This window comes from Rhizobium sp. BK376, assembly GCF_004341625.1.
Lineage (GTDB): Bacteria > Pseudomonadota > Alphaproteobacteria > Rhizobiales > Rhizobiaceae > Rhizobium.
In genome coordinates, this window is record NZ_SLZG01000034.1 from 16,171 (window position 1) to 42,263 (window position 26,093).

Annotated in this window: 19 protein-coding genes and 1 pseudogene; 15 read left to right on the forward strand and 5 right to left on the reverse strand. The window is 58.0% G+C overall.

Annotated elements, in window-relative coordinates:
- Window positions 1-177: 177 nt before the first annotated feature.
- The gene (locus EV561_RS33245; RefSeq protein ID WP_132528161.1) at window positions 178-2,376 is read left to right on the forward strand and encodes an alpha-amylase family protein; all 2,199 of its coding nucleotides are present in this window, start codon (window positions 178-180) and stop codon (window positions 2,374-2,376) included.
- Between the two features lie 163 nt (window positions 2,377-2,539).
- Here the strand turns inward: EV561_RS33245 and EV561_RS33250 are convergent, their stop codons facing one another.
- Together EV561_RS33250 and EV561_RS33255 are read right to left on the reverse strand one after the other, a co-directional pair.
- On the reverse strand, window positions 2,540-3,322 hold the full coding sequence (locus EV561_RS33250) for an IclR family transcriptional regulator (RefSeq protein ID WP_245513158.1): 783 nt from the start codon (window positions 3,320-3,322) through the stop codon (window positions 2,540-2,542).
- A gap of 279 nt (window positions 3,323-3,601) precedes the next feature.
- A complete protein-coding gene (locus EV561_RS33255; RefSeq protein WP_132528177.1) occupies window positions 3,602-4,696 on the reverse strand; it encodes a LacI family DNA-binding transcriptional regulator in 1,095 nt (364 codons plus the stop codon).
- Between the two features lie 236 nt (window positions 4,697-4,932).
- Between EV561_RS33255 and EV561_RS33260 the strand changes: the two genes are divergently transcribed.
- From EV561_RS33260 to EV561_RS33300, 8 genes and pseudogenes are all read left to right on the forward strand, one after another.
- Complete coding sequence (locus EV561_RS33260) at window positions 4,933-6,549, forward strand: ABC transporter substrate-binding protein (RefSeq protein WP_132528163.1); 1,617 nt, start codon at window positions 4,933-4,935, stop codon at window positions 6,547-6,549.
- 130 nt (window positions 6,550-6,679) lie between these two features.
- On the forward strand, window positions 6,680-9,259 hold the full coding sequence (locus EV561_RS33265) for a hypothetical protein (RefSeq protein ID WP_132528164.1): 2,580 nt from the start codon (window positions 6,680-6,682) through the stop codon (window positions 9,257-9,259).
- 112 nt (window positions 9,260-9,371) lie between these two features.
- On the forward strand, window positions 9,372-10,310 hold the full coding sequence (locus EV561_RS33270) for an ABC transporter permease (RefSeq protein WP_132528165.1): 939 nt from the start codon (window positions 9,372-9,374) through the stop codon (window positions 10,308-10,310).
- Complete coding sequence (locus EV561_RS33275; protein WP_132528166.1) at window positions 10,307-11,191, forward strand: ABC transporter permease; 885 nt, start codon at window positions 10,307-10,309, stop codon at window positions 11,189-11,191. Before EV561_RS33270 ends, EV561_RS33275 begins: the two co-directional genes overlap by 4 nt.
- Window positions 11,188-12,195, forward strand: a complete 1,008-nt coding sequence (locus EV561_RS33280; protein WP_132528167.1) for an ABC transporter ATP-binding protein — start codon at window positions 11,188-11,190, stop codon at window positions 12,193-12,195. The genes EV561_RS33275 and EV561_RS33280 overlap by 4 nt, the downstream gene beginning before the upstream one ends.
- An 8-nt stretch (window positions 12,196-12,203) precedes the next feature.
- Complete coding sequence (locus tag EV561_RS33285; RefSeq protein WP_281026233.1) at window positions 12,204-13,184, forward strand: dipeptide ABC transporter ATP-binding protein; 981 nt, start codon at window positions 12,204-12,206, stop codon at window positions 13,182-13,184.
- A 472-nt stretch (window positions 13,185-13,656) separates the two neighbouring features.
- Window positions 13,657-14,619 carry an MYG1 family protein gene (locus EV561_RS33290; protein WP_132528178.1) on the forward strand — a complete coding sequence of 321 codons (963 nt, stop codon included), beginning with the start codon at window positions 13,657-13,659 and terminating at the stop codon, window positions 14,617-14,619.
- Window positions 14,620-14,981: 362 nt separating this feature from the next.
- Window positions 14,982-15,434: pseudogene (locus tag EV561_RS33300) on the forward strand (transposase); the annotation flags it as partial.
- A gap of 386 nt (window positions 15,435-15,820) precedes the next feature.
- Here the strand turns inward: EV561_RS33300 and EV561_RS33305 are convergent.
- Genes EV561_RS33305 through EV561_RS33315 form a run of 3 tightly spaced genes read right to left on the reverse strand, consistent with a single transcriptional unit; the run spans window position 15,821 to window position 19,010 of the window.
- Window positions 15,821-16,654 carry a TIGR01459 family HAD-type hydrolase gene (locus EV561_RS33305; RefSeq protein WP_132528169.1) on the reverse strand — a complete coding sequence of 278 codons (834 nt, stop codon included), beginning with the start codon at window positions 16,652-16,654 and terminating at the stop codon, window positions 15,821-15,823.
- Window positions 16,651-17,925: an FGGY-family carbohydrate kinase gene (locus EV561_RS33310; protein WP_132528170.1), complete on the reverse strand. Its 1,275-nt coding sequence runs from the start codon at window positions 17,923-17,925 to the stop codon at window positions 16,651-16,653. Before EV561_RS33310 ends, EV561_RS33305 begins: the two co-directional genes overlap by 4 nt.
- Complete coding sequence (locus tag EV561_RS33315) at window positions 17,925-19,010, reverse strand: class II aldolase/adducin family protein (protein WP_132528171.1); 1,086 nt, start codon at window positions 19,008-19,010, stop codon at window positions 17,925-17,927. The genes EV561_RS33310 and EV561_RS33315 overlap by 1 nt, the downstream gene beginning before the upstream one ends.
- Before the next feature lie 196 nt (window positions 19,011-19,206).
- Between EV561_RS33315 and EV561_RS33320 the strand changes: the two genes are divergently transcribed.
- From EV561_RS33320 to EV561_RS33345, 6 genes are all read left to right on the forward strand, one after another.
- On the forward strand, window positions 19,207-19,986 hold the full coding sequence (locus tag EV561_RS33320) for a DeoR/GlpR family DNA-binding transcription regulator (RefSeq protein ID WP_132528172.1): 780 nt from the start codon (window positions 19,207-19,209) through the stop codon (window positions 19,984-19,986).
- Window positions 19,983-21,392, forward strand: a complete 1,410-nt coding sequence (locus EV561_RS33325) for a carbohydrate kinase (protein ID WP_132528173.1) — start codon at window positions 19,983-19,985, stop codon at window positions 21,390-21,392. The genes EV561_RS33320 and EV561_RS33325 overlap by 4 nt, the downstream gene beginning before the upstream one ends.
- Window positions 21,389-22,939 (forward strand): sugar ABC transporter ATP-binding protein, encoded by a 1,551-nt coding sequence (locus EV561_RS33330; protein WP_165928014.1) that lies wholly within the window; start codon window positions 21,389-21,391, stop codon window positions 22,937-22,939. Before EV561_RS33325 ends, EV561_RS33330 begins: the two co-directional genes overlap by 4 nt.
- A 34-nt stretch (window positions 22,940-22,973) precedes the next feature.
- On the forward strand, window positions 22,974-23,957 hold the full coding sequence (locus EV561_RS33335; protein WP_132528174.1) for a ribose ABC transporter permease: 984 nt from the start codon (window positions 22,974-22,976) through the stop codon (window positions 23,955-23,957).
- A gap of 73 nt (window positions 23,958-24,030) precedes the next feature.
- A complete protein-coding gene (locus tag EV561_RS33340; RefSeq protein ID WP_132528175.1) occupies window positions 24,031-24,969 on the forward strand; it encodes an ABC transporter substrate-binding protein in 939 nt (312 codons plus the stop codon).
- Window positions 24,970-25,054: 85 nt separating this feature from the next.
- Window positions 25,055-25,951: a sugar phosphate isomerase/epimerase gene (locus EV561_RS33345; RefSeq protein ID WP_132528176.1), complete on the forward strand. Its 897-nt coding sequence runs from the start codon at window positions 25,055-25,057 to the stop codon at window positions 25,949-25,951.
- Window positions 25,952-26,093 lie beyond the last annotated feature (142 nt).

A 26,093-nucleotide genomic window follows, 5' to 3' on the forward strand; every position in this document is an offset into this window, starting at 1 on the left:
CTCCCGACGCCCAGCACTGTGTGCATGGGAATCTTTGATCACATTCCCGAACCGGTATCGAATGGTTTGCGGACGCTTTTCCGCATCGTGGAATTCTCGCGCAAAGGCAGACAACTGCCAGCGGAATCCTCCTAGTTTGGCGCCGCAGATCAACCGAGACATGAGTGAGTGATATCCATGGCATTGGAACCCTGGTACAAGACGGCGCTTCGCTGGGCCCAGACGAATCTCGTCGAAATCGACCCGGCGCGCTATGACGAGCAATGGTGGCGGGAGCATTGGCGCAAGACGCGCGTCCAGGGCGTGATCATCAATGCCGGCGGCATTGTCGCCTATTATCCTTCAGCGTTTCCGCTGCATCACCGCGCCGAAACCCTCGGCGAGCGCGACCTCTATGGCGAGATCGTCAAGGCAGCCCGCGAAGAAGGACTCAAGGTCATCGCCCGCATGGATTCGAACCGGGTCGCCGAGGACTTCTATCGCGCCCACCCGGACTGGATCTGCATCGACATCGACGGCAAGCCCTATCGTCAGGCCGACAAATACATCACCTGCATCAACTCGCCCTATTACAGCGAATACCTCCCCAAAATCACGGAGGAGATCATCGGCCGCAGCCAGCCCGACGGCTTTGCCGACAACAGCTGGGCCGGCATTCCCCGCAAGAACATCTGCTATTGCCAGCACTGCACGAAGCAGTTCCGCGAATGGTCCGGGGTAGAGCTGCCGCGCCGCCATGATTGGGCCGATGAAAACTACCGCCTCTGGATCCGCTGGAACTACAAGCGACGCACGGACCTGTGGGAATTCAACAACAAGGTCACGACCAAGGCGGGTGGCGAGCATTGCGCCTGGATGGGAATGATCAGCGGCGACGTGCTGAACAACAGCAATCGCTTCATCGATCTGCCGTCGATCCTCGCTCGCAGCCCGATCGTTATGCTTGACCATCAGCGCCGTAATACGATCGACGGTTTCGAGGACAACACGGAAGCCGGCAAGCGGCTGCACGAAGTCGGCGGCTGGGACAAGCTCATTCCGGAAAGCACGCCGCAATATCAGCTCGGCTCTCCCGCTTTCCGTCTCGCCAGCATGCCGCCCGCCGAGGTGCGCCTATGGTCGTCCTCTGCTTTTGCCGGCGGCATCCAGCCCTGGTGGCATCATATCGGTTCGCTGCACGAAGACCGGCGTCAGTACAACACCGCCGAGCCGATCTTCACCTGGCACGAGGCCAATCAGGATATCCTCGTCAATCGCAAGCCGCAGGCCGATGTCGGCGTCGTCTGGTCGCAGGACAATCACGATTTCCACGGTCAGGACAAGGCCAACGACCGCACGATGAACCCCTACCGCGGCACGACGCGGGCGCTCGATCGGGCCGCCATCACCTACCTTCCCGTCCATGCAAACGATATCGGCAAGGCGGCCGGCCGCTTTGGCGTGCTGATTCTGCCGAACCTCGCTGCCATGTCGGATGCGCAGGTCGCTGCCGTCGAGGCCTTTGCTGCACAGGGCGGATCGGTGATCGCCTCGTCGGAAGCGAGCCTCTACAGCGAATATGGGGACAAGCGCGCCGATTTCGCGCTGGCCAAACTCTTCGGCGTCCACGCGAAGGGCGGCAGCCGAGGTGCACAGGATGTGGCCAATCCGGATATCGAAACCAGCAGTCGCCACACCTATCTGCGCCTGTCTCCCGAGCTTCGCGCCAAGGTACACGGCCCCAAGGACAAGACGGCGCCGGCAGCGGATGGCACGCGCCATCCGGTCCTTGCCGGTCTCGACGGAACCGATACCCTGCCCTTCGGCGGCTATCTACCGGTGGTGAGCGTCGACGACGATGTGACGGTGCTGGCAACCTACATTCCGGATTTTCCGATCTATCCGCCGGAAACCTCCTGGATGCGCCAGCCCTATTCCGATCTGCCGGCCATTACCGTGCGCGAGACGAAGAATGGCGGCAAGTTCGTCTGGTTCGTTGCGGATCTCGATCGCTGCTACGCCCGCGACGAACAGTTCGAACATGCAAAGCTGATTGCCAATGCCGCCCGCTGGATGCTCGGCGATCGTTCGCTTCTGAGCCTGGAAGGAACCCACGGCTTCGTCACCGCAACGCTCTACAGTCAGTACAATCGAGCCATCATCCATCTCAACAACCGGATTTTGACGTCCCGTGTACCGGGCCGGCAGAACGAATTGCTTCCCATCGGGCCGGTCACCGTGCGGTTGCGAAAAACCTCCGGCGACAGCCAGCCCGTAGGTGTTTCGCTGCGGGTAAGCGGCCGGAAAGTCGCAGCAAAATCGGAGGGCAACGAGATCGTCATCGACGTCGGCGAGGTGCTGGACCACGAAGTCGTGGTGATCGATTGGGCGAGGTAATTCGCCAATCCACGAAGGACGGATGGACCTTGCCGGAGGTCCGTCTGTTTCGGTGCATTGACTTAAAATTCGGAGGCCTCGCGCAGCTTGCAGACGAGGCCCAACTTCGTGGAATCAAGGCATATGGCGCAAATATTCAGCCGCGCATCGAGATGGTATAGCTCTATCCCGGCACCGCACCGCCCAGCGCGATCGTCAGTTCGCGTGCCGCTTCGACCACAAGCCGGCCGAGCGCCGGAACTCGTGCCATCGGGATGCGCGACGGCAGGCCCGAAATGGAAATGGCGCAGACGCTTTCCCCTTGGTAATTGTAGACCGCCGCGGCGATGCAGCGTAGGCCGGTGACGAATTCCTCATCGTCGATAGCATATCCGTTCTCACGAATATCTTCGAGCTGCGCCTCAAGCGCTGCGCGGCGTGTCAGCGAGTTGCGGGTGAAGCGGCGCAAGCCGCAACGGGACAGCACCCTCGTCACATCGTCCGAAGCATAAGAGGCAAGAATGGCCTTGCCCATGCCGGAAGCCGGCATTGGTACACGACCGCCGAGGCGATTGATAGCGCGAGCGATTTCGCGGCTTTCGACCTGATTGATCAATACCATCTCGCCGTCTTCCACAACGCCGAGATTGGCCGTCTCGTGCGTCTGGTCGCGCAGACGACGCAGGAAGGGCAGGGCGGGGGCCGCGAAACTGCGCTGCCGAGCAAAAGCCGAGCCGATAGCGAAGGTCTGGCGTCCGATATGCCAGAGCCGGTCTGTCGGGTTGAATTGAATGAACTGGCGCTGCTCCAGCGTGGTCAAGATCCTATGTACCGTTGAAGGTGCCAGACCGGTGCGGCTGACGAGATCGGTCAGCCGATTGCCCTCGTCATCCTCCCCCAGAACTTCCAGCAACATCATGGCGCGCTCGACGGACTGGACGCGACCGTGAAGATCTTTCTCCTCCATAAATACCATCACTCCTGCCGAATGGCTTGCGGACAAATGGCGGGCACACCCGTTCCTGAAGGCCGAGCGCCTGCCATGTTTCCATCGATTGAATTTCCTCCCGAGCGATGGCTTGGCTTGGCCGAAGGCCCCAAGGGGCGTCGGCATTTCCGGTCACGAACCAAGTCATCATGCATTGATGGTAGCGCTACCGTAAAAAGCCGTCAACGACTATCTTTCGACGCTAACGGCAGACCACGTGTGGACAGCTCGCCATTTTGGGTACAGAAACCGGCTTCTCTAAAGCTCAGCTGACGTCAGTCGGCCAGCACGGTCGGTACTGCCCCGCGCCATAACCCGATAACCCAGATCGACAATCCTTGGGCCACTTTCATCGCCATCCAGCCGGCGCCGCATGGCCAACACGGCCTCATAGCCCGACTCCCAGCGTGGGCTGTACACGCTACTGAGCGACGGATGCGCCGCAGCCATGATGTCGAAGTCGTTAAAGCCGGCAATGCCGAAATCCTCTGGTACACGGATACCGCGTTTCAGGCATTCGAACAAAACCCCAAGCGCCATTACGTCGTTGTTACAGAAAACGGCATCCATGCGTGGCTCGGCTTCCAAAAGATTGCTCAGCAGCTTGCGAGCACCAACCGGCGTGGCAAAGCTCGTCTTACCCGGACTTTTGCGCTCATGCACGGGTTCGCCCGTCACAATGGGGGTAATCAGTTTCGGGTTGTACATGCCCGCTTCCTTCAGCGTATCCGTCAAACCGGCAAGACGCCCAAGAGAACGGCTATTCATCCAACCGCTCAGAAAACCGATGTGTCGATAGCCTGCATCGATCAAATGCCGCGCGATCGCCCGACCTGCCTCGTAGTGGGAGAAGCCAATGACGGTATCGATCGGATCATCGGTGATATCCATAATTTGGATGACCGGGCAGCCGGCGCTCTCCAACATCGCGCGGGATCTCGGATTTTGATCGGTACCGGAGATGATCATCCCGGCCGGCTTCTGCCGCAGCATCTGCCCGATCAGGCGCTCCTCTTCGTCCTCGCTATAGTGGGTATTGCCGACCTGTATCTGCAGGCTGCTGCCATCGGCGCCGTCATAGACGCCTCTCAGCACGTCCGAAAAGATGTTCTGCGTCAGGGAAGGAACGAGCACGCCGACGATATCCGTGCGGATCGAAGCGAGCGCACGAGCGTTCAGATTCGGAACGTAGTTCAGTTCGCGAACGGCATCGTCGATGGTACGCCTCAGTGCTTCAGAGACTTGGCTCGGATCACGCAACGCGCGTGAAACGGTTATGGCGCCCACACCGGCTCGGCGCGCGACGTCGGCGATTGTAGGACGTCCATCGGTCCGGCGACTACGCAAATTCATCCCCCAAATACTCCCGCAGACCCCTCGTTGCTGCTCGCCGCTCAATTCTAAAGCAGCCCAGTCCGCGTTCAAAGCCGGTTTATGAAATTCGTCAGAGACACTCGAAATGCGCTTGACGACATTTCTTGGTAGCGCTACCGTACCTTTGCGTTGCTCGTCAACTCACCTAAGTCAATAAAAATCAATAAAAATTTCAGGGAAGAGATGCGACGCCTCGATAAAGGAGGATTTCGAGCGTGACACTGACCAGACGTACATTCATGAACCGTTCCGCCGCTGTCTTGGCTGGCGCTGGGGTGGCTGCTAATTTTGCCATGCCAGCAGCAGCACAAAACGCCACCCAGCTGCGCCTGGCTTTTGCGGCCCGTGGCCTGCGCAATATCGATCCTGCCGCTTATATTCAAGGCGCCGATGAGTGGGGCATCATCCATATTTTCGATACACTGATCGACACGCCACTGGGGCATTTTCCTTCCAGCATGGCGGAGGTCCAGCCAAGTCTGGCCGAAAGCTGGACAATGGCGCCGGATGCAAAGACCTGGACGTTCAAACTTCGTCAAGGTGTGAAGTTTCACAAGAATTACGGTGAGATGACGTCCGACGACGTCAAGTTCACCTTCGATCGGCTGCTCTCGACAACGGAAGTCACGCCGAACCATGTTCTTTACACCAATATCGCCGAAGTGAAGGTCGACGGTCCTTACACTGTCATCTTTACACTCAAGCAGCCCGACCCGCTTCTTCCGATCGGTCCGCTGACCCACGCTTCCGCCAGCATTGTTTCACGCAAGGCGGTGCAGGAAAAAGGGAAGGGGTTCGACCGCGATGCGATCGGCACCGGACCCTATCAGCTTGTGAGCGTCGAGGCCGATCCGTCGCAAGGGATAAAGCTTGCGGCCAATCCAGATTATTTCGGCGGGCCGCCGGCGACCCCCAACATGCAGATCCTCTTCATTGCCGACACGACTGCGCGGACGCTTGCGCTGTTTTCCGGCGACGTTCACATGATCGAGGGTGTACGTGCCCCCGGCTGGGTGCCATCCATCCAACAACGCGGTGCGGGCTTTCATTTCGATGTGTCCTCGCCCGGCAGTATCTTTACAATCTCAATGAACATGAAGGTAAAGCCGTTCGATAGTCTCAAGGTGCGGCAGGCAATGGCCTACCTCATCAATCGCGATGAGATCGGGGCTGCCCAAGCACCCTTCGGCCTCAGGACCTACGGCATCAACCCCACTTCCTACCTTGGCGGGTTCAATGCCGATACGATCCCGGCGGACGTTCGCTACGACTTCAACCCCGACAAGGCCAAGCAATTGCTGACTGAAGCCGGCTTTCCAAAGGGCTTCAGTTTCACGACCGATACGTCTCAACGCGAGGACTACCAGTCCATCATGCTGATCATTCAGCAGCAGCTTCGCGTCGGCGGTATCGATATGAAGCTGAACATCAAGGACCACACGGCCTTCCACGCGGATCAGGGCAACGACACCAATACGCTCTACCAGATGTCCTCCGCTTATCCGCCCGTTCCGACCCAGGCGATCCTGCAGCAACTCAGCAAGGCGGCGGAGGTCAAGTCCGACGGAACCGGCGGCGCGAACTTCAGTCATTACGGCGCCGTCATTCCCGGCATCGACGTTCTGCTGCAAAAGGCGATGGACGAGCCCGATATCAATAACCGCATCAAGCTGGTCCAGGAAATCGAGGTCAAGTTCCTGCAGGACATGCCGCTGCTGCCGGTCTGCGACAACGGCTACATGCTCGTCCGCTCCCCGAACTGCGATCTCGGATATGAGATGAAGTCCGGCTACGCACATTGGCGGATGACGAAAGCCAAGATTACGGCGTGATACGCCACCGATAGGATGACGACCGATATGCCAGACGCCGCCGAAGGTCATTTCTTCGGCGGACAGGAGAATCGCGCTTACGCAACGTCTTCGCAAGTCGAGGACCGGATTTCGCAAGGACGGTACATCAATGACGACAATTTCAGCTGTTACTATTTTATTGCCGGAGAATGATCCGAGGTTCAGTGCCGCGCCAGTCCGCTGGGCCGCGAAAGAATTGGCGCAGGTTCTCGTCCGCCGGGACATTCCCGCCGAGATCGCGGCCGCGGCCGGACGCGAGTTCGTGGTGGAGGCGGTTGCGGATGTCGACCGGATGGCTGGATATATCCCCACCTTGCCGACGTCTGCCGAATCCTTTGCGATACACCGCCTCGACGATCGCATCCTGGTGTGGGGCTCGGATAGTCGTGGCTTGGTCTATGCGCTCACCGAACTGGCGGACCGCGCTCGCTTCTCTGGCGACCAGGATCTATTTTCCGGATCATTTCCCGTTGTCGAAACGCCGGCCGCACGCATTCGCAGCATGGCGAAGCTCTTCTGTAGCGAAGAAGAGGACAAGGTCTGGTTCTACGACCGGCAGCAATGGCGGGATTATCTTACCATGCTGGCGTCGAACCGCTTCAACCGCTTCTCGCTGACACTGGGGATGGGATACAATTATCCCTATCACAACCCCTGGATTACCGACGTCTATTTCTATTTCCCGTACCCCTTCCTGATTGACGTTCCGGGCTACGATGTCGATGTGCGCGAGCTTCCCCGCGAGGAGCGAGACACCAATCTCGACATGTTGAAATTCATCGCTCGCGAAGCCGCCGCGCGAGGCCTCGAATTCCAGCTGGCCCTGTGGACACAGCGTTATGATTTCAACGATGTACCGCGCGCCAACTACACCGTTCGCGGTGTTACGAACGACAATCTGGCGCCCTATTGCCGAGACGCGCTGACGCAGCTGCTGCGCGAAGTGCCCGAGATAACCGGCCTGACGTTTCGTGTTCATGTCGAAGGCGGCATCGCGGAGGGCGAATATGGTTTCTGGCGCGAAGCCTTTGCCGGTGTTGCCGTGGTCGGGCGCCCAATCGAGATCGACATGCATGGCAAGGGCCTCGACCATACCATGCTGCAAATCGCCCGCGAATCCGGGATGCCCTTTGCCGCGTCGCCGAAATATCTCGCTGAGCATATGGGGCCGCCATACCACCAGTCCACTATTCGCGACCGGGAATATCCGCCTGAAGTCGCCCGCAGCGAACGCGAAAAGCTGAGTGAGGGATCCCGCAAGTTCCTGCGCTACAGCTACGGCGATCTGCTTACCAAGGATAAGGATTATAAGGTTATCTATCGCATCTGGGCCGGCACGCAGCGAGTCCTGCTTTGGGGCGATCCAGCCTTTGCCGCCGGCTATGGCAAAAGCTCGATGTTTGCGGGGTCCGACGGGGTCGAGTGGTGCGAGCCACAGAGCTTCAAGGGCCGGATGGGCACGGGTATCCCGGGCGGCCGGTTCAATTACCAAAAGCATGGCCTGCCGACCCGATATGATTGGCAGAAGTATGAGTATCAGTACCGGGTCTGGGGCCGGCTGCTTTACTTTCCCGATGCGCCCCGAGAAAGCTGGATGCGCTATCTCCAGCATGAATGTGGCGATGCTACCGAGGCATGCGCGACCGGACTTTCATGGGCGAGCCGGGTGTTGCCGCTGATCAGCCTGACGCATGGCCCATCCGCTTCGAACAATCACTATTGGCCCGAGATCTACACCAACCTGCCGCTGATAGAGGGTACCGGCCAAAGGGCCTACGGCTTCGACATGGATGGACCCGTCCGCTTCGGCAACGCACCGACTTTCGATTCTGCGCTTTTTGCCAACCCGCGCGAATATGCAGAGTTGCTATTGATTGGGAAACCATCACATCGCTACACACCACTCGATGTCGCCGACTGGCTTGAGACGATGGCCAAGGGCTGCGAGCAGGCCGTGCTGGCGGCCAAAGGCACCGCGGCGTTCGCAAAGCCTGCGGTCCAGCGAATTCTTGCCGATGTCGAAATCTGCGGTGCAATAGCGCGCTTCTTTGCGGAGAAATTCCGCGCGTCCTGTTGGGCGGAGCTGTTCGTCGCGACTAAGGTCACCCGGCTGCTTGAACCGGTTCTCGATCATGCCCGCCGATCGGTCATGGCCTGGGAGACAGCGGCAAATGTCTCGCGCGACCTGTATCACGACGATTTGACATTCGGTCCCCAATCCTGGCTACGCGGCTCCTGGCAATCGCGCCTGCCGGAGATGCGCGCGGAGATCCTGGATCTGGAATCGCTGCGCGGCGGCGGCAAATATGAAACCGTTGAAGCAAATAGGGAAATCGATGCAGCAATTGCCGCGCTCACTGCCCATAAGCCAGTCGTTGGGGAGGCGATGAATGTCGAGGCGGCGCCACGCTTTGCGGCGGGGCAGCCCTTTATGGTTCATGTCGCCGGCGACGGGGATGAAGCGCCGGTGCTGCACTATCGTCATATCAATCAGGCGGAACGCTGGAAGGCGACTACCATGAGCCGCAATGGTCGCGGATATGCCGGCGTGATACCTGGTGACTACACCAATTCCAGATTTCACCTGCAGTATTTCATCAGCGCGAGGAGAGGGGGGCAGGCGGTGCTCTCGCCGGGATTGAACGACGATCTCGCCAATGAACCCTACTACACGGCGCTTCAGGAATAGGGGCTTGCAAGGCGGGCAATGGGAACGAGCCCGCCATGGGACCGGCAACAATTTCGGTTCACCACGAGAAAGCGGAGGGGCTTTCGAACGGTGATGGGAGGAAAAGAGAAGCATGGCTCGATATTTACTGCTCAGACTGTTGGACGCCATACCCACCGTCCTGTTGGTCCTGACGCTTGTCTTCATCGCGATGCGGATACTGCCCGGCGATCCGGCAATCGCAGCGCTGGGCGATATGGCGACTGCCGACCAGCTTGCGGCATTCCGCGAGAAAATGGGGCTGAGCGCGCCGCTTTGGCTGCAATACATCCAGTTCGTCATCAATGCCTGTCGGCTCGATTTTGGAAAGTCGATGATGACCAATCAATCGGTGCTCGGCCTTATCGCCTATAATCTGCCTTACACGATCGAACTGACGATCGTGGCGATGATCATGGGAACCGTGGTCGGCGTGCCCTTCGGGGTGTTGGCGGCAACGCATCGCAACCGTGCGCCGGACTCCGGCATGCGCGCTTTCTCGCTACTCGGCTACGCCATTCCCGATTTCTATCTCGGCGCGCTGCTGCTGATCGTCTTCGCCCTCAATCTCGGATGGTTCCCGATCAATGGCGGCGGCACCGGGTTTCTCGATCGCCTGTATCATGACTTTCTCCCTGCGCTGACGCTTGCCCTGGTCAAGGCTGCCTTCATCGGCAGGCTGACCCGGACTTCGCTGCTGGAAGTGCTGGGCAAAGATTATGTCAGGACCGCCCGCGCGAAGGGCGCCCGCGAGACGCGCGTCATCTATCGCCATGGATTGCGAAATGCCCTGCTGCCGCTGACAACGGGTATGGGCCTCAGTCTGCTTACGACCCTTTCCGGCTCGGTAGCCATCGAGATGGTCTTCAATCGGCCCGGCATCGGCAAGCTGCTGATCAATGCCATCGCGGAACGCGACTACGCGGTAATCCAGGGCGGCATCATCGTCTTTGCGATGTTCGTCGTTCTCGTCAACCTGGCGATGGACCTCCTCTACATTGCCGTCGATCCGAGAGTGAGGGTCAAGTCATGAGCCTATCCATCGACCGCAACGTCATCGAAATTGCGCCGGCTCCTCGGCTTTCCGACAATCTTCGCCATTTCCTGTTCGGCCGGTGGTCGACGATTTTCGCCATTTTACTCGTTTTGGTATTTCTTGTAGTCGCCGTGCTTGCTCCCTTCATCGCACCTTACGATCCCCTCGCGCAGAGCTTCCTTGCGATCAACAAGGGACCCTCGGCCCAACATTGGCTCGGAACAGATCAGTTCGGTCGCGACGTTCTGTCCCGCATGATTTTCGGCTCACGCAACTCGCTGATCTTCGGTCTCGTTTCGCCAATTCTCGCGGCAATCTTCGGGACGACGCTTGGGGTCACCGCTGGCTATTTCGGCGGCACGGTCGACCGCCTCATCTCGCGCGTTGTCGATATGTTGCTGGCCTTTCCGGAGCTGCTTCTGGCTATCATCATCGCAGCCGTTCTTGGCGGCGGATTCTGGAATATCGTTGCCGTCATCACCGTCGCCTTCATTCCCGGCTTTGCTCGCGTTTCCCGTGCATCCACGCTTTCGGTCAAACAGGAACCGTTCATCGAGGCCGCGGTTGCCGCCGGCGTCGGCACGCCGCTAATCATCTTTCGACACATCATACCGAACATTGCCGCACCGATTGTGGTGCTGATGACACTGTGGGTCGCATCCGCGATCCGTCTCGAAGCCGCCTTGAGCTTTCTCGGCATCGGCACCCAACCGCCAAATCCGAGCTGGGGCAACATCATCCGTGATGGGCTCAATAATATGTTCGGCTCGTCCTGGCCGATCATCAGCGCCGGCTTTGCCATCACCTGCGTCGTGCTGGCGTTCAACCTTCTCGGCGACGCCGTTCGCGATATTCTGGACCCGGAGACGGCGCAATGAATGCTCCCTTGCTGAAAGTCGAAAATCTCGCGGTCGATGTTGGTGCAAAGGACGGGGCGATCCGGATCATCGACGGCGTCAGCTTTGAGATCGAAGCCGGCGGCGCTGTCGGCATTGTCGGTGAATCGGGATCGGGAAAATCCATGACCTCGCTATCGATCATGCGCCTTGTCCCCGAACCACCTTGTCGCATCGCCGAGGGCAGCGTCGAATTCAACGGGGTCAACCTGCTCGATCTTCCGGCCTCAAAAATGCCCGAGATACGGGGCCGCGACATTGCGATGATCTTCCAGGAGCCGATGAGCTCGCTCAATCCGGTCATGACCATTGGAAAACAGATCGGCGAAGCGATCATGCTGCATTCGTCGCTTGGCGGAAGCGAGCGGCGAGCCCGGACGATCGAGCTGTTGAAGCTTGTCGGCATCCCCAACCCGGAAGGGAGGCTCGATGCCTACCCGCACCAGTTTTCGGGCGGGATGCGCCAGCGCGTCATGATCGCCATGGCCGTCGCCTGCAGTCCGAAACTTCTGATTGCGGATGAGCCCACAACGGCGCTCGACGTTACGATCCAGGCGCAAGTGCTGGATCTCATGCACAAGATCCGCAAGACATTAAATACGGCCGTCCTCCTGATCTCGCATGATCTTGGCGTGATCGCCGACGTCTGCGAACGCGTCATCGTTATGTATGCCGGTCGTGTCGTCGAGGATGCGGATGTGCGCTCGATCTTTCGCTCTCCAAGCCATCCCTACACGCGCGCGCTGCTGCAATCCATTCCGCGAGTCGACGATGATCGCGCGCGGCTCTTCCAGATACCGGGTTCGGTGCCGCCGGCAGGGACGATAAAGACCGGCTGCCCCTTCTATTCGCGTTGTCCGCTGCGTGCCGACAAGTGCGCGACGGAGGTGCCGCCAATGTTTTCCTTCGGCTCCTCGCATCGGGCTGCGTGCTGGGTAACGGCCGATGCTTTGTCCGGGAACAGGAAGAAGGAGACCGTCCAGTGAATGCGATCCTGCGCGCGGAAGGCGTAAGCAAAGTGTTTTCGGACGGTGGCCCAGTCTCTTTCGGTAAGGCAAGGGAAGTTGTTCGCGCCGTCGACGATGTCAGCTTTGAAATCATGCGCGGGGAGACCCTGGCACTGGTCGGCGAATCCGGCTGCGGAAAATCGACGCTCGGGCGGCTGCTTCTAAGATTGATCGACCCCACGAGCGGCAAGCTCGAGTATGACGGGCAGGATATCACTGCCCTTTCGCGCCATGGTATGCATGATGTTCGCCGCAAGGCGCAGATGGTGTTCCAGGACCCTTACGGTTCGCTTAGCCCGCGGCGATCGATCGCCCAGATCATCGCCGAGCCGCTCGATGCATTCGGGCTGGTGAAGTCTAGCAAGGAGCGGCGGGATCGTGTTGCCGAGCTACTCACCCAGGTTGGCCTGCCGCCACAATTCATGGATCGCTACCCGCGTCAGTTTTCCGGCGGCCAACGGCAGCGCATCGGCATCGCTCGGGCAATTTCCGTCGATCCGAGCTTCATCGTGGCCGACGAGCCTGTCTCCGCCCTCGACGTATCGGTTCAGGCGCAGATCATCAATCTGATGCAGGATCTCCAGGAGCAGAAGGGCTTTTCCTTTCTGTTCATCGCGCACGACCTTGCCGTTGTCCGTCACATCGCCGATCGTGTCGCGGTGATGTATCTCGGCCGCATCGTCGAGATCGGACCAAAAAAATCGGTCTATGGCGCGCGCCAGCACCCCTACACCCAGGCGCTGCTGTCGGCGGCGCCCGAGCCTGATCCAGATAAGAAGAGCCGGCGCATAATTCTGGAAGGTGACGTTCCTAGCCCGACCAATATGCCGTCAGGTTGTGCCTTTCATACACGCTGTCCGCTCGCCAAGGACATTTGTCGCACCGAGCGGCCACCCCTTACTGAAGTTGCGCCCGGCCAGCGCGCTGCCTGCCACTTCGCTAAGCCCAATCCAATACTCGTCGGCTGAGATAAACTGTATTCCCATGGACGATCTCGCTGCCGAGGAGACCGAAGCCGGGGCTCGGAATGCCGTTCGAGTCCGTTCAGGAGCAATACATAGCCTTAGCCTGAGCACCCGTTCGATCCGCGACAAAAGCCTTTCCGCAAGATGCTCAGTTGCGTCACCGGCTAGCGCGGAGACGTGCACGAAAAACGTCCCCACCGCTGTCGTCGGGGCTCATGAAGCCAAAATAATGAAGGGAGCCTCGATGAAATCGCTCCTGTCTTGCCTCGGCGCGCGAGTGTCTGGTAACGGGCGTAAGCCTCCTTCGACGTGCACAAAGTCGATAGCCTGCCAGCAGGAAAATGCGGACCTTGAGCGAGTCGAAAGCTGCCTCCTCTGTCTGACTGGGCCGTTTTGGGTTGAGGTCGTGCCCGACAAGGGCTATCTGGTGCAGACCATCAGCATATTCTCTTCAGACAACAGAGTGCGTCCCGGCATGATCCCAGATTTTCTCGTAACCCATTCCGGTGGCTTCCATGCCGACGAATTGCTGTCCAGCGTCATCTTGACCCGACTTTTCCCACGGGCGCGTCTGATCCGTAGCCGAGAACGGGAATGGACATCCCCAGCCCAGGATCGCATCGTCTATGATGTGGGCGGCGTCTACGATGCAGCAGCGCACATCTTCGATCATCATCAGCGCGGCGCGCCGTTGCGCGACGATGGCCAGCCTTACAGTTCGTTCGGATTGATCTGGAAACATTATGGTCACGATTATCTGGTCGCTTCGGGCCTTCCCAGAGAGGATATCGAGGCGATCCATGGCTCTTTCGATGCCGGCTTCGTCCTGCCCATCGATCTGGTCGATAATGGCGCCCTCAGCCCCGCAACGGCAGGGCCGCTGGCAGGGCTCACGCTGCCGGCTCTTCTGGAAACGTTAAAACCGGTTTTCGACGAGCCCGACGTTGAGGCCGACGATCGCGCGTTTCATGCGGCGCTCGCCGTCGCCCGGTGTTTCGTTGAGGCAAAGATTGCCCAAATCGCCGCAAAATCGCGGGCCGAGAAACTTGTGCTCCAGGCAATCTTGAATACGGGAGAAGGGCGCGTACTGGAGCTTCCGATCGGCATGCCGTTCCGTCCGGCTGTTGTGAAGTCCGGCGCCGACCACTTGCTATTTGTCGTCCATCCGCGGGAAAAGGACTGGTGCCTGACCGGTATCCGCCGCGCGGATGAGGGGTTCGAACTGCGGGCCGATCTGCCGGCAGCCTGGGCAGGACTTACTGGCGATGATCTGGAGGCGGCTTGTGGCATAGCGGGCGCGAGCTTTTGCCACAATGGCCGCTTCATTGCCGCTGCCCGGACCCGTGATGCCGCTCTGGCCATGGCGGAGTTGGCGCTGAGGGAGGCTCTCTCCGACCAGCAGACATCGATGGACAAAGAGGACCTCGTCGAAACCTGATCATTCCGGTCCCGCAGACCAATCTCCCGATGTAGACATTACGCGCTCGCGCAGCAGTCCCAGAGCTCGGCGCCGACCCTTATGGAGTCGGACTTTGTGAGGACATGCGCATCAGCATATAACGTCTGTCGTCCTGTCGCCCGAAGAAGACCGCCAGGATGCGAAGGAACCGATCGCATCATCAACCTCAAAATAAAACACAGCCTGATTCCTTGTGACCTGACCCATGCCCGAGCCGAGTTCAGGCCGAAGGGTTCCTTGATGTGGCAGTCGCGCCAGGCCATGCATGTCTGCGTCGATAGATCGAATTCGAAGCACCGCGCGCTCGAATGCATCCGGTAGAGGATCTCCGAGTGCGACGTCGAATTGCCAGTTTGGAGAAAGCGCTCAGGTCGGAAGCAAAACGCTCTGAGAACACAACCCGATTGATGCCCATGCCCGGGATGGGGCCGATCACCGCCATGGCCATCGAGGCCTTCGCTCCCACGACGACAACATTCCGAAAGGGGCGAGCCTTTGCCGCTTGGCTCGGCTTGGCGCCTAAACAGCATTCGAGCGGTGGGAAGCAAGTGCTAGGCCGAACGTCCAAGATGGGCCAGCGCGACATCCGACGGCTTGTTATTATCGGGGCGATGACGGTGATCCGATGGGCAAGCCGCAAAGCTCCGCCCGAGAACGCATGGCTGGCACGCATGCTGGAGCGCAAACCTCGCATGCTTGTTGCGATCGCTCTCGCAAACAAAATGGCTCGGTCAATCTGGGCGATGATGACGAAGAATGAGAATTACAGGGATTCCGGTCTCGCCGCGGCTTAGCATGCGCTGAGCTGCGGCGAGGACGGATCGTCGGCGTGTGAGGAGGTCAGCGAACGGTAAGGACAAAGATCGGTGAGAGTGGGTCTGGGAACGCATCCGGATCAGTGAGCCACGAGCTCGCAGAAGTGATTTGCACCAGATCCGCGTAGCTCTATAGCGACGTGCCGATCCCGGCAAGATAGTCGCGCGACCGCCAGCCAATTTTGCAGCAGCTTGCTGCAAAATTCGATTTCGCCGAGATCATTGTCGCCGTCGTGTGGGACGGCATCGATCTCGTAGCTCTTGCGATTAGGAACTAGCCAAAGAGGGCCAAAAATTGGCATGGGACTCAGCCGCGGCTGGGCAAGGCAAGCCTATGCTGAAGCCTTCGGTCAGATCAGTCAGTTCTAGCGAAAAGCACTCAAGAGATATGTTGGGGTCGCCACGGACAGAAACAGATCCTGCCTTTCTGCCTCCGTGGAAGAAGACAACACACCCGTCTGGACAAGGACGGATGCAAGCCCCACGCCTTGTGCGCCAAGAATATCGTGCTCAAGACTGTCACCGATACAGACGACCTGCCGACGGTCGGCTGCGGATGCCAGCGTGAGGGCGAAATCATATATTTCGCGATACGGCTTCCCGAGCCATCGGACGTCGCCGCCGAGTGACTCATAGAGCTTGGCGATACTGCCAGCGCCTGGAGCGATCGATCCACCCACAAGTTTATGAATGTCAGGATTCGTGCAAAAACACGGCAGCTGCCGCTGCGCCGCAGGTTGAAGGAGCTGCCGATAGTCATCCATCGAAATGCGTTCGGCCTCGCTGCCCGATATCACCAGTAAGTCCGCTTCCAATGCCGTCTTGGCGACCTTCAAACCCAACCGTTCCGCAAGGTTGGTATCATCGCCACTCGAGATCGTGAAACATAGAGCCCCTGACTTGATCGGTGAATCCGCCGCGGACAGAATCGAAAAGGCGACGTCCCCGGATGTCACGAAATGATCAAAGCTCGATGCCGAAAACCCCAGCTTAACGAGGCGTTTCGCGTTGTATTCTCCGCTTCGGCCCGAATTGGAAAGGATCACAACAGTCTTGCCCGCATCTTTCACCCGTTGCAATGCCGAGGTTGAGCCGTCGTAGGCACCGCGATCGTCCCGGAGGACCCCGAACTGGTCAATGAAGAACACGTCGTATAACTCGATAAGCGCATCGAGAGTTATTCGCGGAACGGTTATCACTCGGCTGTCCTTCGCCTTGCCAAAATCAGAGAGGCAGTCCCGACGGCGGCGTCGGCCGACTTTGGCTGCACCAGATCGATCCCGAGAGCTTCGGCTCTCATTCTAGCCCAGACCTGGTTCTTGGCTCCACCGCCGACAGTTCGAATGCTTCGCAACTGAGGCCCGCCAAGCGATCGAAGACGCGCGTACCCCAAACGCTCAATCTCGGTCATGCCTTCCAAAATAGCTTGAAAGAATTCCGCATCGTCATGCGGTCTTGGTGTAAGGCGAGGAGGGTAGGTGGGATCGTTTATTGGAAATCGCTCGCCGGGTTTCAACAAGGGGTAATAGTCGAGACCCGTCGGCCGATCCGGGCGAAGGCGCTCCGTCAATTCTGAAAGACGTTCATCGCCGACGAGGAAGCGAATGACGGCTCCGCCACTGTTGGATGCTCCACCTATGAGCCAGAAATCGAGGACACGGTGAGCATAGACACCATATTCCGGCGCGTTGATTGGCCGATCAGATGCGAGCTTGAGCACAATCGTTGAGCCAAGCGCTGTAACGCCATCCCCGATTTCCGAAGCCCCGGTCGCAAGAAAGGACGCACAGCCGTCTGTTGTTCCAGCGTGAAAATGGCATGATGCAGGAACGCCCATTGTCCTGGCGTATCCCTCAATTTCCGTAAGTCGCTCCCCAGCGGGCTTGACGGATGGAAACTTACCAACGTCCATTCCCGCGAGCTCGACCCACTCCGGCCACATTTGTCGCTGGAGATCATATCCTGACTTCAAGGCATTGTTCTCATCCGACACCATCGACGGTTGACCAAGCTTCATCAAGATCCAGTCCGCCTGATGGACAACGTGGCAGGCACCTGGCGCTCGCGACAGGTAAATCGAGCGAGCAAGGCCGGAATTGGATCCTCGCGCCGGGCTGTCTGAGGGCGCTGTCGCAGCGATCCGCCGTACGATGTCATCGTCCGGACAAGGATCATTGTACATCAGGACTTCGCCCAGGGCCTGACCATGTCTGTCAAGCGACAAAACAGTGCCAGAGGTGCCGTCAACGGCTATGCCTTCAACGGCACCTAAATCGGTAGTCCGCGACAATTCCTCCAGGCAGTGAGATATACGTTCCCACCATACATCGGGCCGGCGAGCTTCGTGAGGATTATTAAATCGCGCTTCGGTCAAAGCGATTGCTTCACCAGCGGCATTCACCGCGACTGCCCGGGCGCCAGAGGTTCCAATGTCCAGACCGATGGCAATCGCTTCTTCGGAAATTGCCATCAGGCTGTCATTCCCGCTGCTTTACGATCGAGCGCTTGCCGATATTGTTCGGCCTCCCAGTGCGTCAATTCGTATTCCTGCTCGGCAGTGAGATAGCTCACTTTCTCCCCTTCAGGAATACGGGTTACAACTTCGGCTAGGCATCGCGCCATCGCTTCGCCACCTTGCGTCAAAGTTCCCGAGAGCAAGACGCCGACGCCGGGGACGAGTATAATTTTGGGCGCCTCTTCCCCTTTGTCTGCGTAACTTTGAGCAAACTCGATCGCCGACCGATCATCGTCGAGGACCCCGATCTTCGTGCCTAGGAAGATTACATGGTCAGGGTACATCGAACCGCCAAGTGCGAAAGCCATACTGATGGGGCAGAGGGCGGTCTTATGGCTGCCTGCATCCGAGGCAGGGTGATAATCTGACCCTTCCGCGATCGCGGCAAGGGCCGTCATGTCGGGATCGGGTGTTTTCCTGGGTGTGATCGACAAAGCCGCCGCCACCTGTTCCACTCTGTCGGCAACTTGCTCGACATTGTCACCACAAACAATGATTCCGTGATTGAAGAGTGTGAGCACCACTGGCCGAGCCTTAGCAACCTTGTCAATTTCGAGCGCAAGCGGTGTTCCGGGTCGACGATAAGGTATCGTGGTCCAAGGCAAGTCGGGTATCCTGGCCATCCTTTCGGCCAGCAGTTCCTCACGACGCTCCAGTACGGATAAGGCGATTGTGTTCACGCAGTGATAGTGGGCTACTACCGAATTGATCAGCGCGGCATGAAAACTCGTTTCAATTGAAGGGCGTAAGCCACTGGTGTTGAGATCCGCGACAACGAAGTCAATTGACTTCTCGGCCCTCGGATCGCCTTGACGCAATGCGTCCACCAACGGGTCGACGACAACAGGAACCATGATGTCGCGCTCCCCGGCATGGGCGAGCCATGTCCCTGACGCTTTCACCCACATCACCCCTTCCGCTTTAATCGATGTGTTACCTCCGGCTCCTTGCGTCTTCAGGATGTCCGACCCGACCTGATTTGAAAGCTGGAGAAACCGCGCGAACTCCTTAGTCTCGGTGATATCGCCAATGGTGGTCATTTTAGCGCTTCCTCCTCCTGTTCATTCGCATGCGGAAGCCACCCGGGGTTGGGTGATCAAACTTTCCGCCCAATCCTATAAACGTGATCATATATCGTCAATGATGAAGTTTCTGCATCTAATATCTTGCTAGATGAGCTCCATTGTGATTATTGTTAATCAAAGGCGCAGGGAGAAGCGCCAGTGGGAGGCTACGTTGAACGACTCCGATCGTCACCGGATGATCACAGATCTGTTGCGTGAGACGCCGTTCGCGAGTGTTCGTGACCTGCAGGAACGCTTGGGCGTATCTCCCGCGACCATTCGTCGTGATATCGACAAGCTTCACGAGATTGGCAAAGCGCGAAAAGTCTACGGCGGGATCTCGGCCAATGAGGCAGGCGGCGCGACGCGGCTTTCGGCCAAGCCCTATGACGAAAACCGGGACATTGCTGTTGAAGCAAAGCGAGCTATTGCCGAACTTGCCGCAGGCCTGGTGCGTGATGGTGACTCCATCATCGTGCATGCTGGTTCAACCTGTTATCAACTCGGCATCAAACTGGCGCGACGCAATGTCCGCCTTTATACAAATTCGATGCCGCTGGCCGCCTATCTTGGCGAGCATGGTAGTTGTCACCTGACACTCGCCGGCGGTGAGCTGTACCGTGAGCCGGGAATTGTCCACGACCCGTCGGGTGGCGTTCCGAGCTTTTTTGCGTCGCGTTTCTTCGTTGGAACCCAAGGGATCAGTAGTGATGGTCTACTTGAATCCCACCCCTTGCTGACCAAGGCGATCAGAGAACTGAGTGAATGCGCCGACGAGATCATCCTTCTTGCCGACAGTCGTAAACTCTCAATTCAGCCTCGCAACATCGTGTTGCCGTTGTCGCGGATCGGGACGATCGTCATTGACGATGGGCTTTCCGACACCGGAGCGAAAATGCTCGAAGACGCTGGTATCACTATTATGATTGCGACCGTGGGAGGACAGAATTGACCGCCCGCGCTGCAATTGCCGTTTTTGATCTGGGAAAGACAAACTCGAAGCTGTTTGTGCTGTCGCCTGAGGGACGCGTACTGGATCAGAGCCGCACGAAACCACGATGGCACGATAGCAATGGCATTCGCGTCCTGGACGACGCTGCGCTGTTTGAGTGGATGCGCAGCGCATTGGCGTCCGCCGTCGCGGATCACGATGTCGGTAGAGTTATGTTCTCAGGGCACGGCTGCACCTTCGCACTCGTGGCCGGAAACGAACTTTCCCATCCCATCCTTGATTACGAGCAAGAACCACCGCTCGAGATCGCGCGGAAGATCGACGCGCTCATACCGGACTACTCGGAAACCTATTCGCCAATCCTGCCTCTTGGTTTCAATTACGGGCGACATATTCTGTGGCTGAAAGAGAGAGACCCTGCACTCGTCGACAATACGGATACGATCCTCTCCTATCCGCAATTTTGGTCTTGGCGGTTCTCGGGTCGAAAGGCTTCTGAGGTTTCTTATCTCGGCTGTCACTCCCATCTGTGGGCCCCCTTGGCAGACGACTTCAGTAGCTTGGTGGATCGCCAGGGTTGGCGGGACAAGATGCCCGGTTTCGCGAAGGCTGGTGAGCAGCTCGGTACGTATCATATCGAGCTTGAAGGCGGAGCGGTTGCAGACATCGCGGTCCATAATGGCGTTCATGATAGTAATTCGGCTCTCCACTACTACCGATCGCTCGGTTTTACAGATTTCACACTCGTCTCAACCGGCACTTGGGTAGTCATCTTCAATTCGTCGTGCCCGCTAAGTGCGCTGGACAAAACACGAGACATGCTTGCGAACGTCACAGTGGAGCATCGGCCAGCGCCAACGATCCGCTTCATGGGAGGGCGCGAGTTCGACATCGCGAGATTTGGCTGGTCGAAATCGATATCTTCCCAATCCATTTCCTCGGTCATCGCAAAAGGCATATTTGCTCTCCCCTCGTTCGCCCCGGGCGGGCCGTTTCCGGGCGCTGAAGGTCGTTTCGTTGGCCCTGAGCCAAGTGATGAGGAGCGGGCGGCGGCAGCACTTATCTATGTCGTGCTGATGACCGATCATTCGCTTGACTTGATCCGCTCAAGCAACCCGATCGTTATTGACGGCGGTCTCGTTAAGACCGGCCTGTTTGCTGGTCTGCTTGCGGCACTGCGTCCCGGACAAGCTGTCTTTACGAGCGCTAATGCCGAGGGCAGCGCGTTTGGTGCTGCTGCTCTGGTGTTCGAGCAGATTGGCGGAAAGCCTTTTCCCGACGAGACAAAGGCTGTGGCTTCGGCGGACGTGTTTGGCCTGGATGCTTATCGGCGGGCGTGGCGAGGTTTGATCGAGATTGATCAGGCTCGGCAGGGCGAAGCTGAGAAGAAGGAGCTTCTGGCATGAAAACGACAATGAGCGAGGCCGTTGTCGGCGCACCCGTTCTCGAGATGCGGAATATCAGCAAGACCTTCGGCAACGCGAAAGCTCTATCAAACGTGTCGTTGGCCGTTCACGCTGGTGAAGTTCACGCGCTCATGGGTGAGAACGGGGCTGGCAAATCCACGTTGATGAAGGTGCTATCGGGTGCATATAAGGCCGATCCCGGCGGCACTATTCTAATCGACGGGCACCCGATCGTAACCGGTGATCCGATCCGCGCCAAAGCGGGCGGTATTTCAGTTATCTATCAGGAATTATCGCTCGCGCCCAACCTTACCGTCGCTCAGAACCTGTTTCTTGGAGCAGAGCCGGCGCGATATGGCGTGCTCGACCAGAAGACCACAAGAGAGCTCGCCGGACCGATCTTGAAACGCCTTGGTATTGAGTTTGGCCCTACTCAGCTTGTGGCCAACCTCTCCCTCGGTGAGCGGCAGATGGTCGAGATCGCGCGGGCATTGACGACGAATGCGCGGATTATCGTCATGGATGAACCAACGACATCGCTGACCTCTCGGGAGACTGACCGGCTCTTTGAAGTCATCGCCGGACTGAAGTCGCAAGGCATTGCTATTATCTATATCAGCCACCGCATGGAAGAAATCTACCAACTCGCTGACCGCGTAAGCGTACTTCGTGACAGCGCCTACGTCGGCACCTTGGATCGCAGCGAGCTTTCGGCATCAAAACTTGTATCGATGATGGTTGGTCGCGACCTATCGTCCTTTTACAAGAAAGAGCATCGAACGTCCGATGGACAAGCTAAGACCGTCCTGTCGGTGAGCAATATCGGCGACGGACGGCGGGTGCATGGTTGCTCGTTCGATGCACACGCCGGAGAAGTGCTCGGTGTTGCCGGTCTCGTTGGCTCCGGCCGAACCGAGCTCGCGCGGCTGATCTTTGGGGCCGATCAAAAGACATCCGGTACCGTTTCCCTCGACGGACGGGAGCTGACGATCACCGGGCCGAGAGATGCGATGGACGCCGGCATCGCGTACCTGACGGAAGACCGCAAAGGTCTTGGTCTTTTTCTCGATATGACCATCAACGAGAACATCAACATCGGCGTCATTGGTAAGGATGCGTCGAGAGGGGGTGTGTTGAACTTTGCGGCCGCAAAAGCCAGGGCAGCGCACGCGATTTCTTCCCTATCGATCAGAACACAAAGCGCGAGCATCAATGTCGGCGCACTGTCAGGTGGCAATCAACAGAAGACATTGATCGCTCGCCTGCTGGAAACGAAACCGCGTGCCATCATTTTCGACGAACCCACGCGCGGCGTCGACGTCGGCGCCAAGTCCGAAATATATCGCATCATTGACGAACTCGCTCACACCGGCATCGCCATCGTCGTGATTTCCAGCGACCTGCCTGAAATCATTGGCATCGCTGATCGCGTGTTGGTCATGAGAGAGGGGCGCATCGCGGGAACTATCACCGGTTCAGCAGATCAACCTATTACCCAAGAGGCGATCATGGCCTTTTCGACGGGTTCGGCCGCCGAAGTCGCGTGAGCCTACACGAAATTACAAAAGACGGGATGAGATCATGACCGCAACTTCCGCTGAGCAGCCCAAGGTTACTAAAAGTCGGTTTCGATCGACACTCACCGCGCTTGGGATGCTTCCAGTCCTGGTGATCCTGGCGATCGGATTTCATTTGCTGAGTGGCCGCTTTTTGAGCGTCAACAACCTGTCGATTGTCATGCAGCAGGCGTCCATCAATACAGTGCTCGCCGCAGGCATGACGTTCGTCATTCTCACCGGAGGCATAGATCTTTCGGTCGGTTCGATCCTTGCAGCTTCCGCCATGATCGGCGTCATCGTCTCACTCGTTCCAGATGTCGGAATGCTCGGTATTCCAGCAGCGATCGCCGTTGGTCTTGCCTGCGGCATCGTCAATGGCGGGATCATCGCATTCCTCAAGTTGCCGCCATTTATTGTCACCCTCGGGTCGTTGACTGCGATGCGCGGCATCGCTCGCCTGCTCGGCAATGACACGACGGTCTTCAACCCAGACCTGCCGTTCGATTTCATTGGAAACGGAAGTTTCTTTGGCGTTCCGTGGCTTGCGATCATCGCGCTGTTGACGATCGTCATTTCGTGGTTCGTGCTGAAACGCACCGTTCTGGGAACCTGGATCTATGCCGTTGGTGGCAACGTCGAAGCCGCCCGACTGACCGGCATCAAGGTCCCGCTGGTCCTGCTGTTCGTCTACTCCATGTCCGGCCTTTTGTCCGGCCTCGGCGGTGTGATGTCAGCTGCTCGCCTCTACGCCGCGAATGGTCTTCAACTCGGCCAGGCTTATGAACTCGACGCCATTGCAGCCGTAATCCTTGGCGGGACCAGCTTCGTCGGGGGTGTCGGCTCAATCTGGGGCACGTTGATCGGAGCGCTCATCATCGCGGTGCTCTCCAATGGCCTCATTCTCGTCGGCGTGTCCGACATCTGGCAGTACATCGTCAAAGGACTTGTCATCATCATCGCCGTAGCGCTCGACCGCTATCGGTTGAAAGGGCTTAGCCGCACGTGAGGTGCGACTGAAGAGACCGGAATCTTACCGGAAACAGGGGTGCGCCGGGAGTGCCACCACAAAGGAGGAAAATATGCGTATGATTTCCAAGCTTCTTATGGGAACGGCACTCGCGGCGGCGATTGCGATGCCTGCAGCCGCCAAAGATCTCCAAAAGATCGGGATCTCGGTTGGCCTTCTCGGCAACCCATTCTTTGTCGCGACGATCAAGGGTATCGAAGACAGCGCCAAGAAGATAAATCCGAATGTTCAAGTGACCTCGGTATCAGCCGACTATGACCTGAACAAGCAGGTTTCGCAGATAGATAGCTTCATCGCAGCTGGCGTCGATATCATCATGCTGAACGCCGTCGATGCCAAGGCGATCGCACCCGCCGTGAAGAAGGCCCAGGCCGCTGGCGTTATCGTTGCCGCGTTCGACGTTTCCGCACCGGGCGCTGACGTTACCGTGATGACCAACAACATCAAGGCTGGCGGGGAAGCCTGCCAATACATCGTCGATCAGCTTAAGGGTAAGGGCAACGTCGTCATAATAAATGGGCCGGCCTCGTCGTCTATCATTGACCGGGTCCAGGGCTGCAAGGCTGTCTTGGCGAAAAGCCCTGACATCAAGATCCTGTCCGACGATCAGAACGGTCAAGGTTCGCGCGACGGTGGCCTCGCAGTAATGCAGGGTCTCCTGACACGTTTCGACAAGATCGACGCCGTTTTTGCGATCAACGATCCGACCGGTATTGGCGCGGAACTGGCTGCCAAGCAGCTGAACCGCAATGAATTCTTCATCACCTCGGTCGACGGCGCACCAGATATAGAAAAGTCGCTTGCCAGCGGCAAGTCGATGATCAAGGCGTCCGCCTCGCAGGATCCGTACACCATGGCCGGCGACTCCCTGAAGATGGCTGTCGACGTCTTGAACGGCAAAAAGCCCGCAGAGCCGACGGTACTCCTCGATCCGAAGTTGATCACGGCTGACAACATCAAGGATTACAAGGGTTGGACAGCAGCTCGCTAAGAGCCTCCTAAACGAGGGACCCGCTCAGCGTAATTTTCTGTAGCGGGCCCTCAAACTCTGACTGCAAGCAAGGAACGGTCGTCACATGTCCAAAATCGGTGTTCATTCATTCGTCTGGAGCGCAGGTTCATCTAGAGATGAGCTGGAAAGAGCTCTTACCCGCACCCATGAGCTTGGATACAAGCTGATCGAGTTTTCCTATCTTGATCCTCAGCAAGTGGACGTGAAGTGGCTCGCCGGCAGACTACAAGAGCTCGGCCTTGATGTTGCAATCAGCATGGGACTTCCACCGGAGGGGGATATATCGAGCACAGACCCATCGGTCGTACGAAATGGCGAAGATATCCTAGACAGGGCAGTCGGACTTGTTCGGGATCTAGGCGGCACGAAACTCGCAGGCATCCTTAGTTCGGCGCACGGGAAGCAAGAACAAGCACCGACGAGAAGAGCCTGGGACACCAGTGTCTCCGCCCTGACGAAAGTTGCCGATCGAGCCAAGGCATCCGGCGTCACCCTTAATCTTGAGATCGTCAATCGCTTCGAAAGCAATATGCTGAACACGGCCGCACAAGGCATGGCCTATATCAGGGACACTGGAGCCTCGAACGTCCTACTGCACCTCGATACGTTTCATATGAATATTGAGGAGGCTGACGTTGGCCTGGCGATCCGCCATGCAGCTGATAAGATTGGATACGTTCATATCGGTGAAAGCCACCGCGGCTACCTCGGAACAGGCAACATCGATTTCGCCGCGATATTTGACGGTCTTATTGCTATCGGTTGGAGCGATTACGTCACCTTCGAGTCGTTTTCGACTACGATTGTCGATAAAGAGCTGTCTCTCAAGACGGCCATCTGGCGAAATCTTTGGACCGACAACGTGTCTCTCGCAAAGCACGCCCGGACATTTATTGAGATCGGACTGGAAACGGCAAAGCGTAAGGCTGATCTGGTCAAAAGTGCGCACTTGCCTGGCTGACGATTCATGGCTGGTTGACAAGTTTCAAAAATGCGTTGTGCCACGAGCCGGCTCACCGATCACGACGAGTTGTCCTCGGAGACCGTGCGTCGCCGGCTGGCTGAGAACCATCTCAAGCCTTGGCGCAAAGACATGTGGTGCA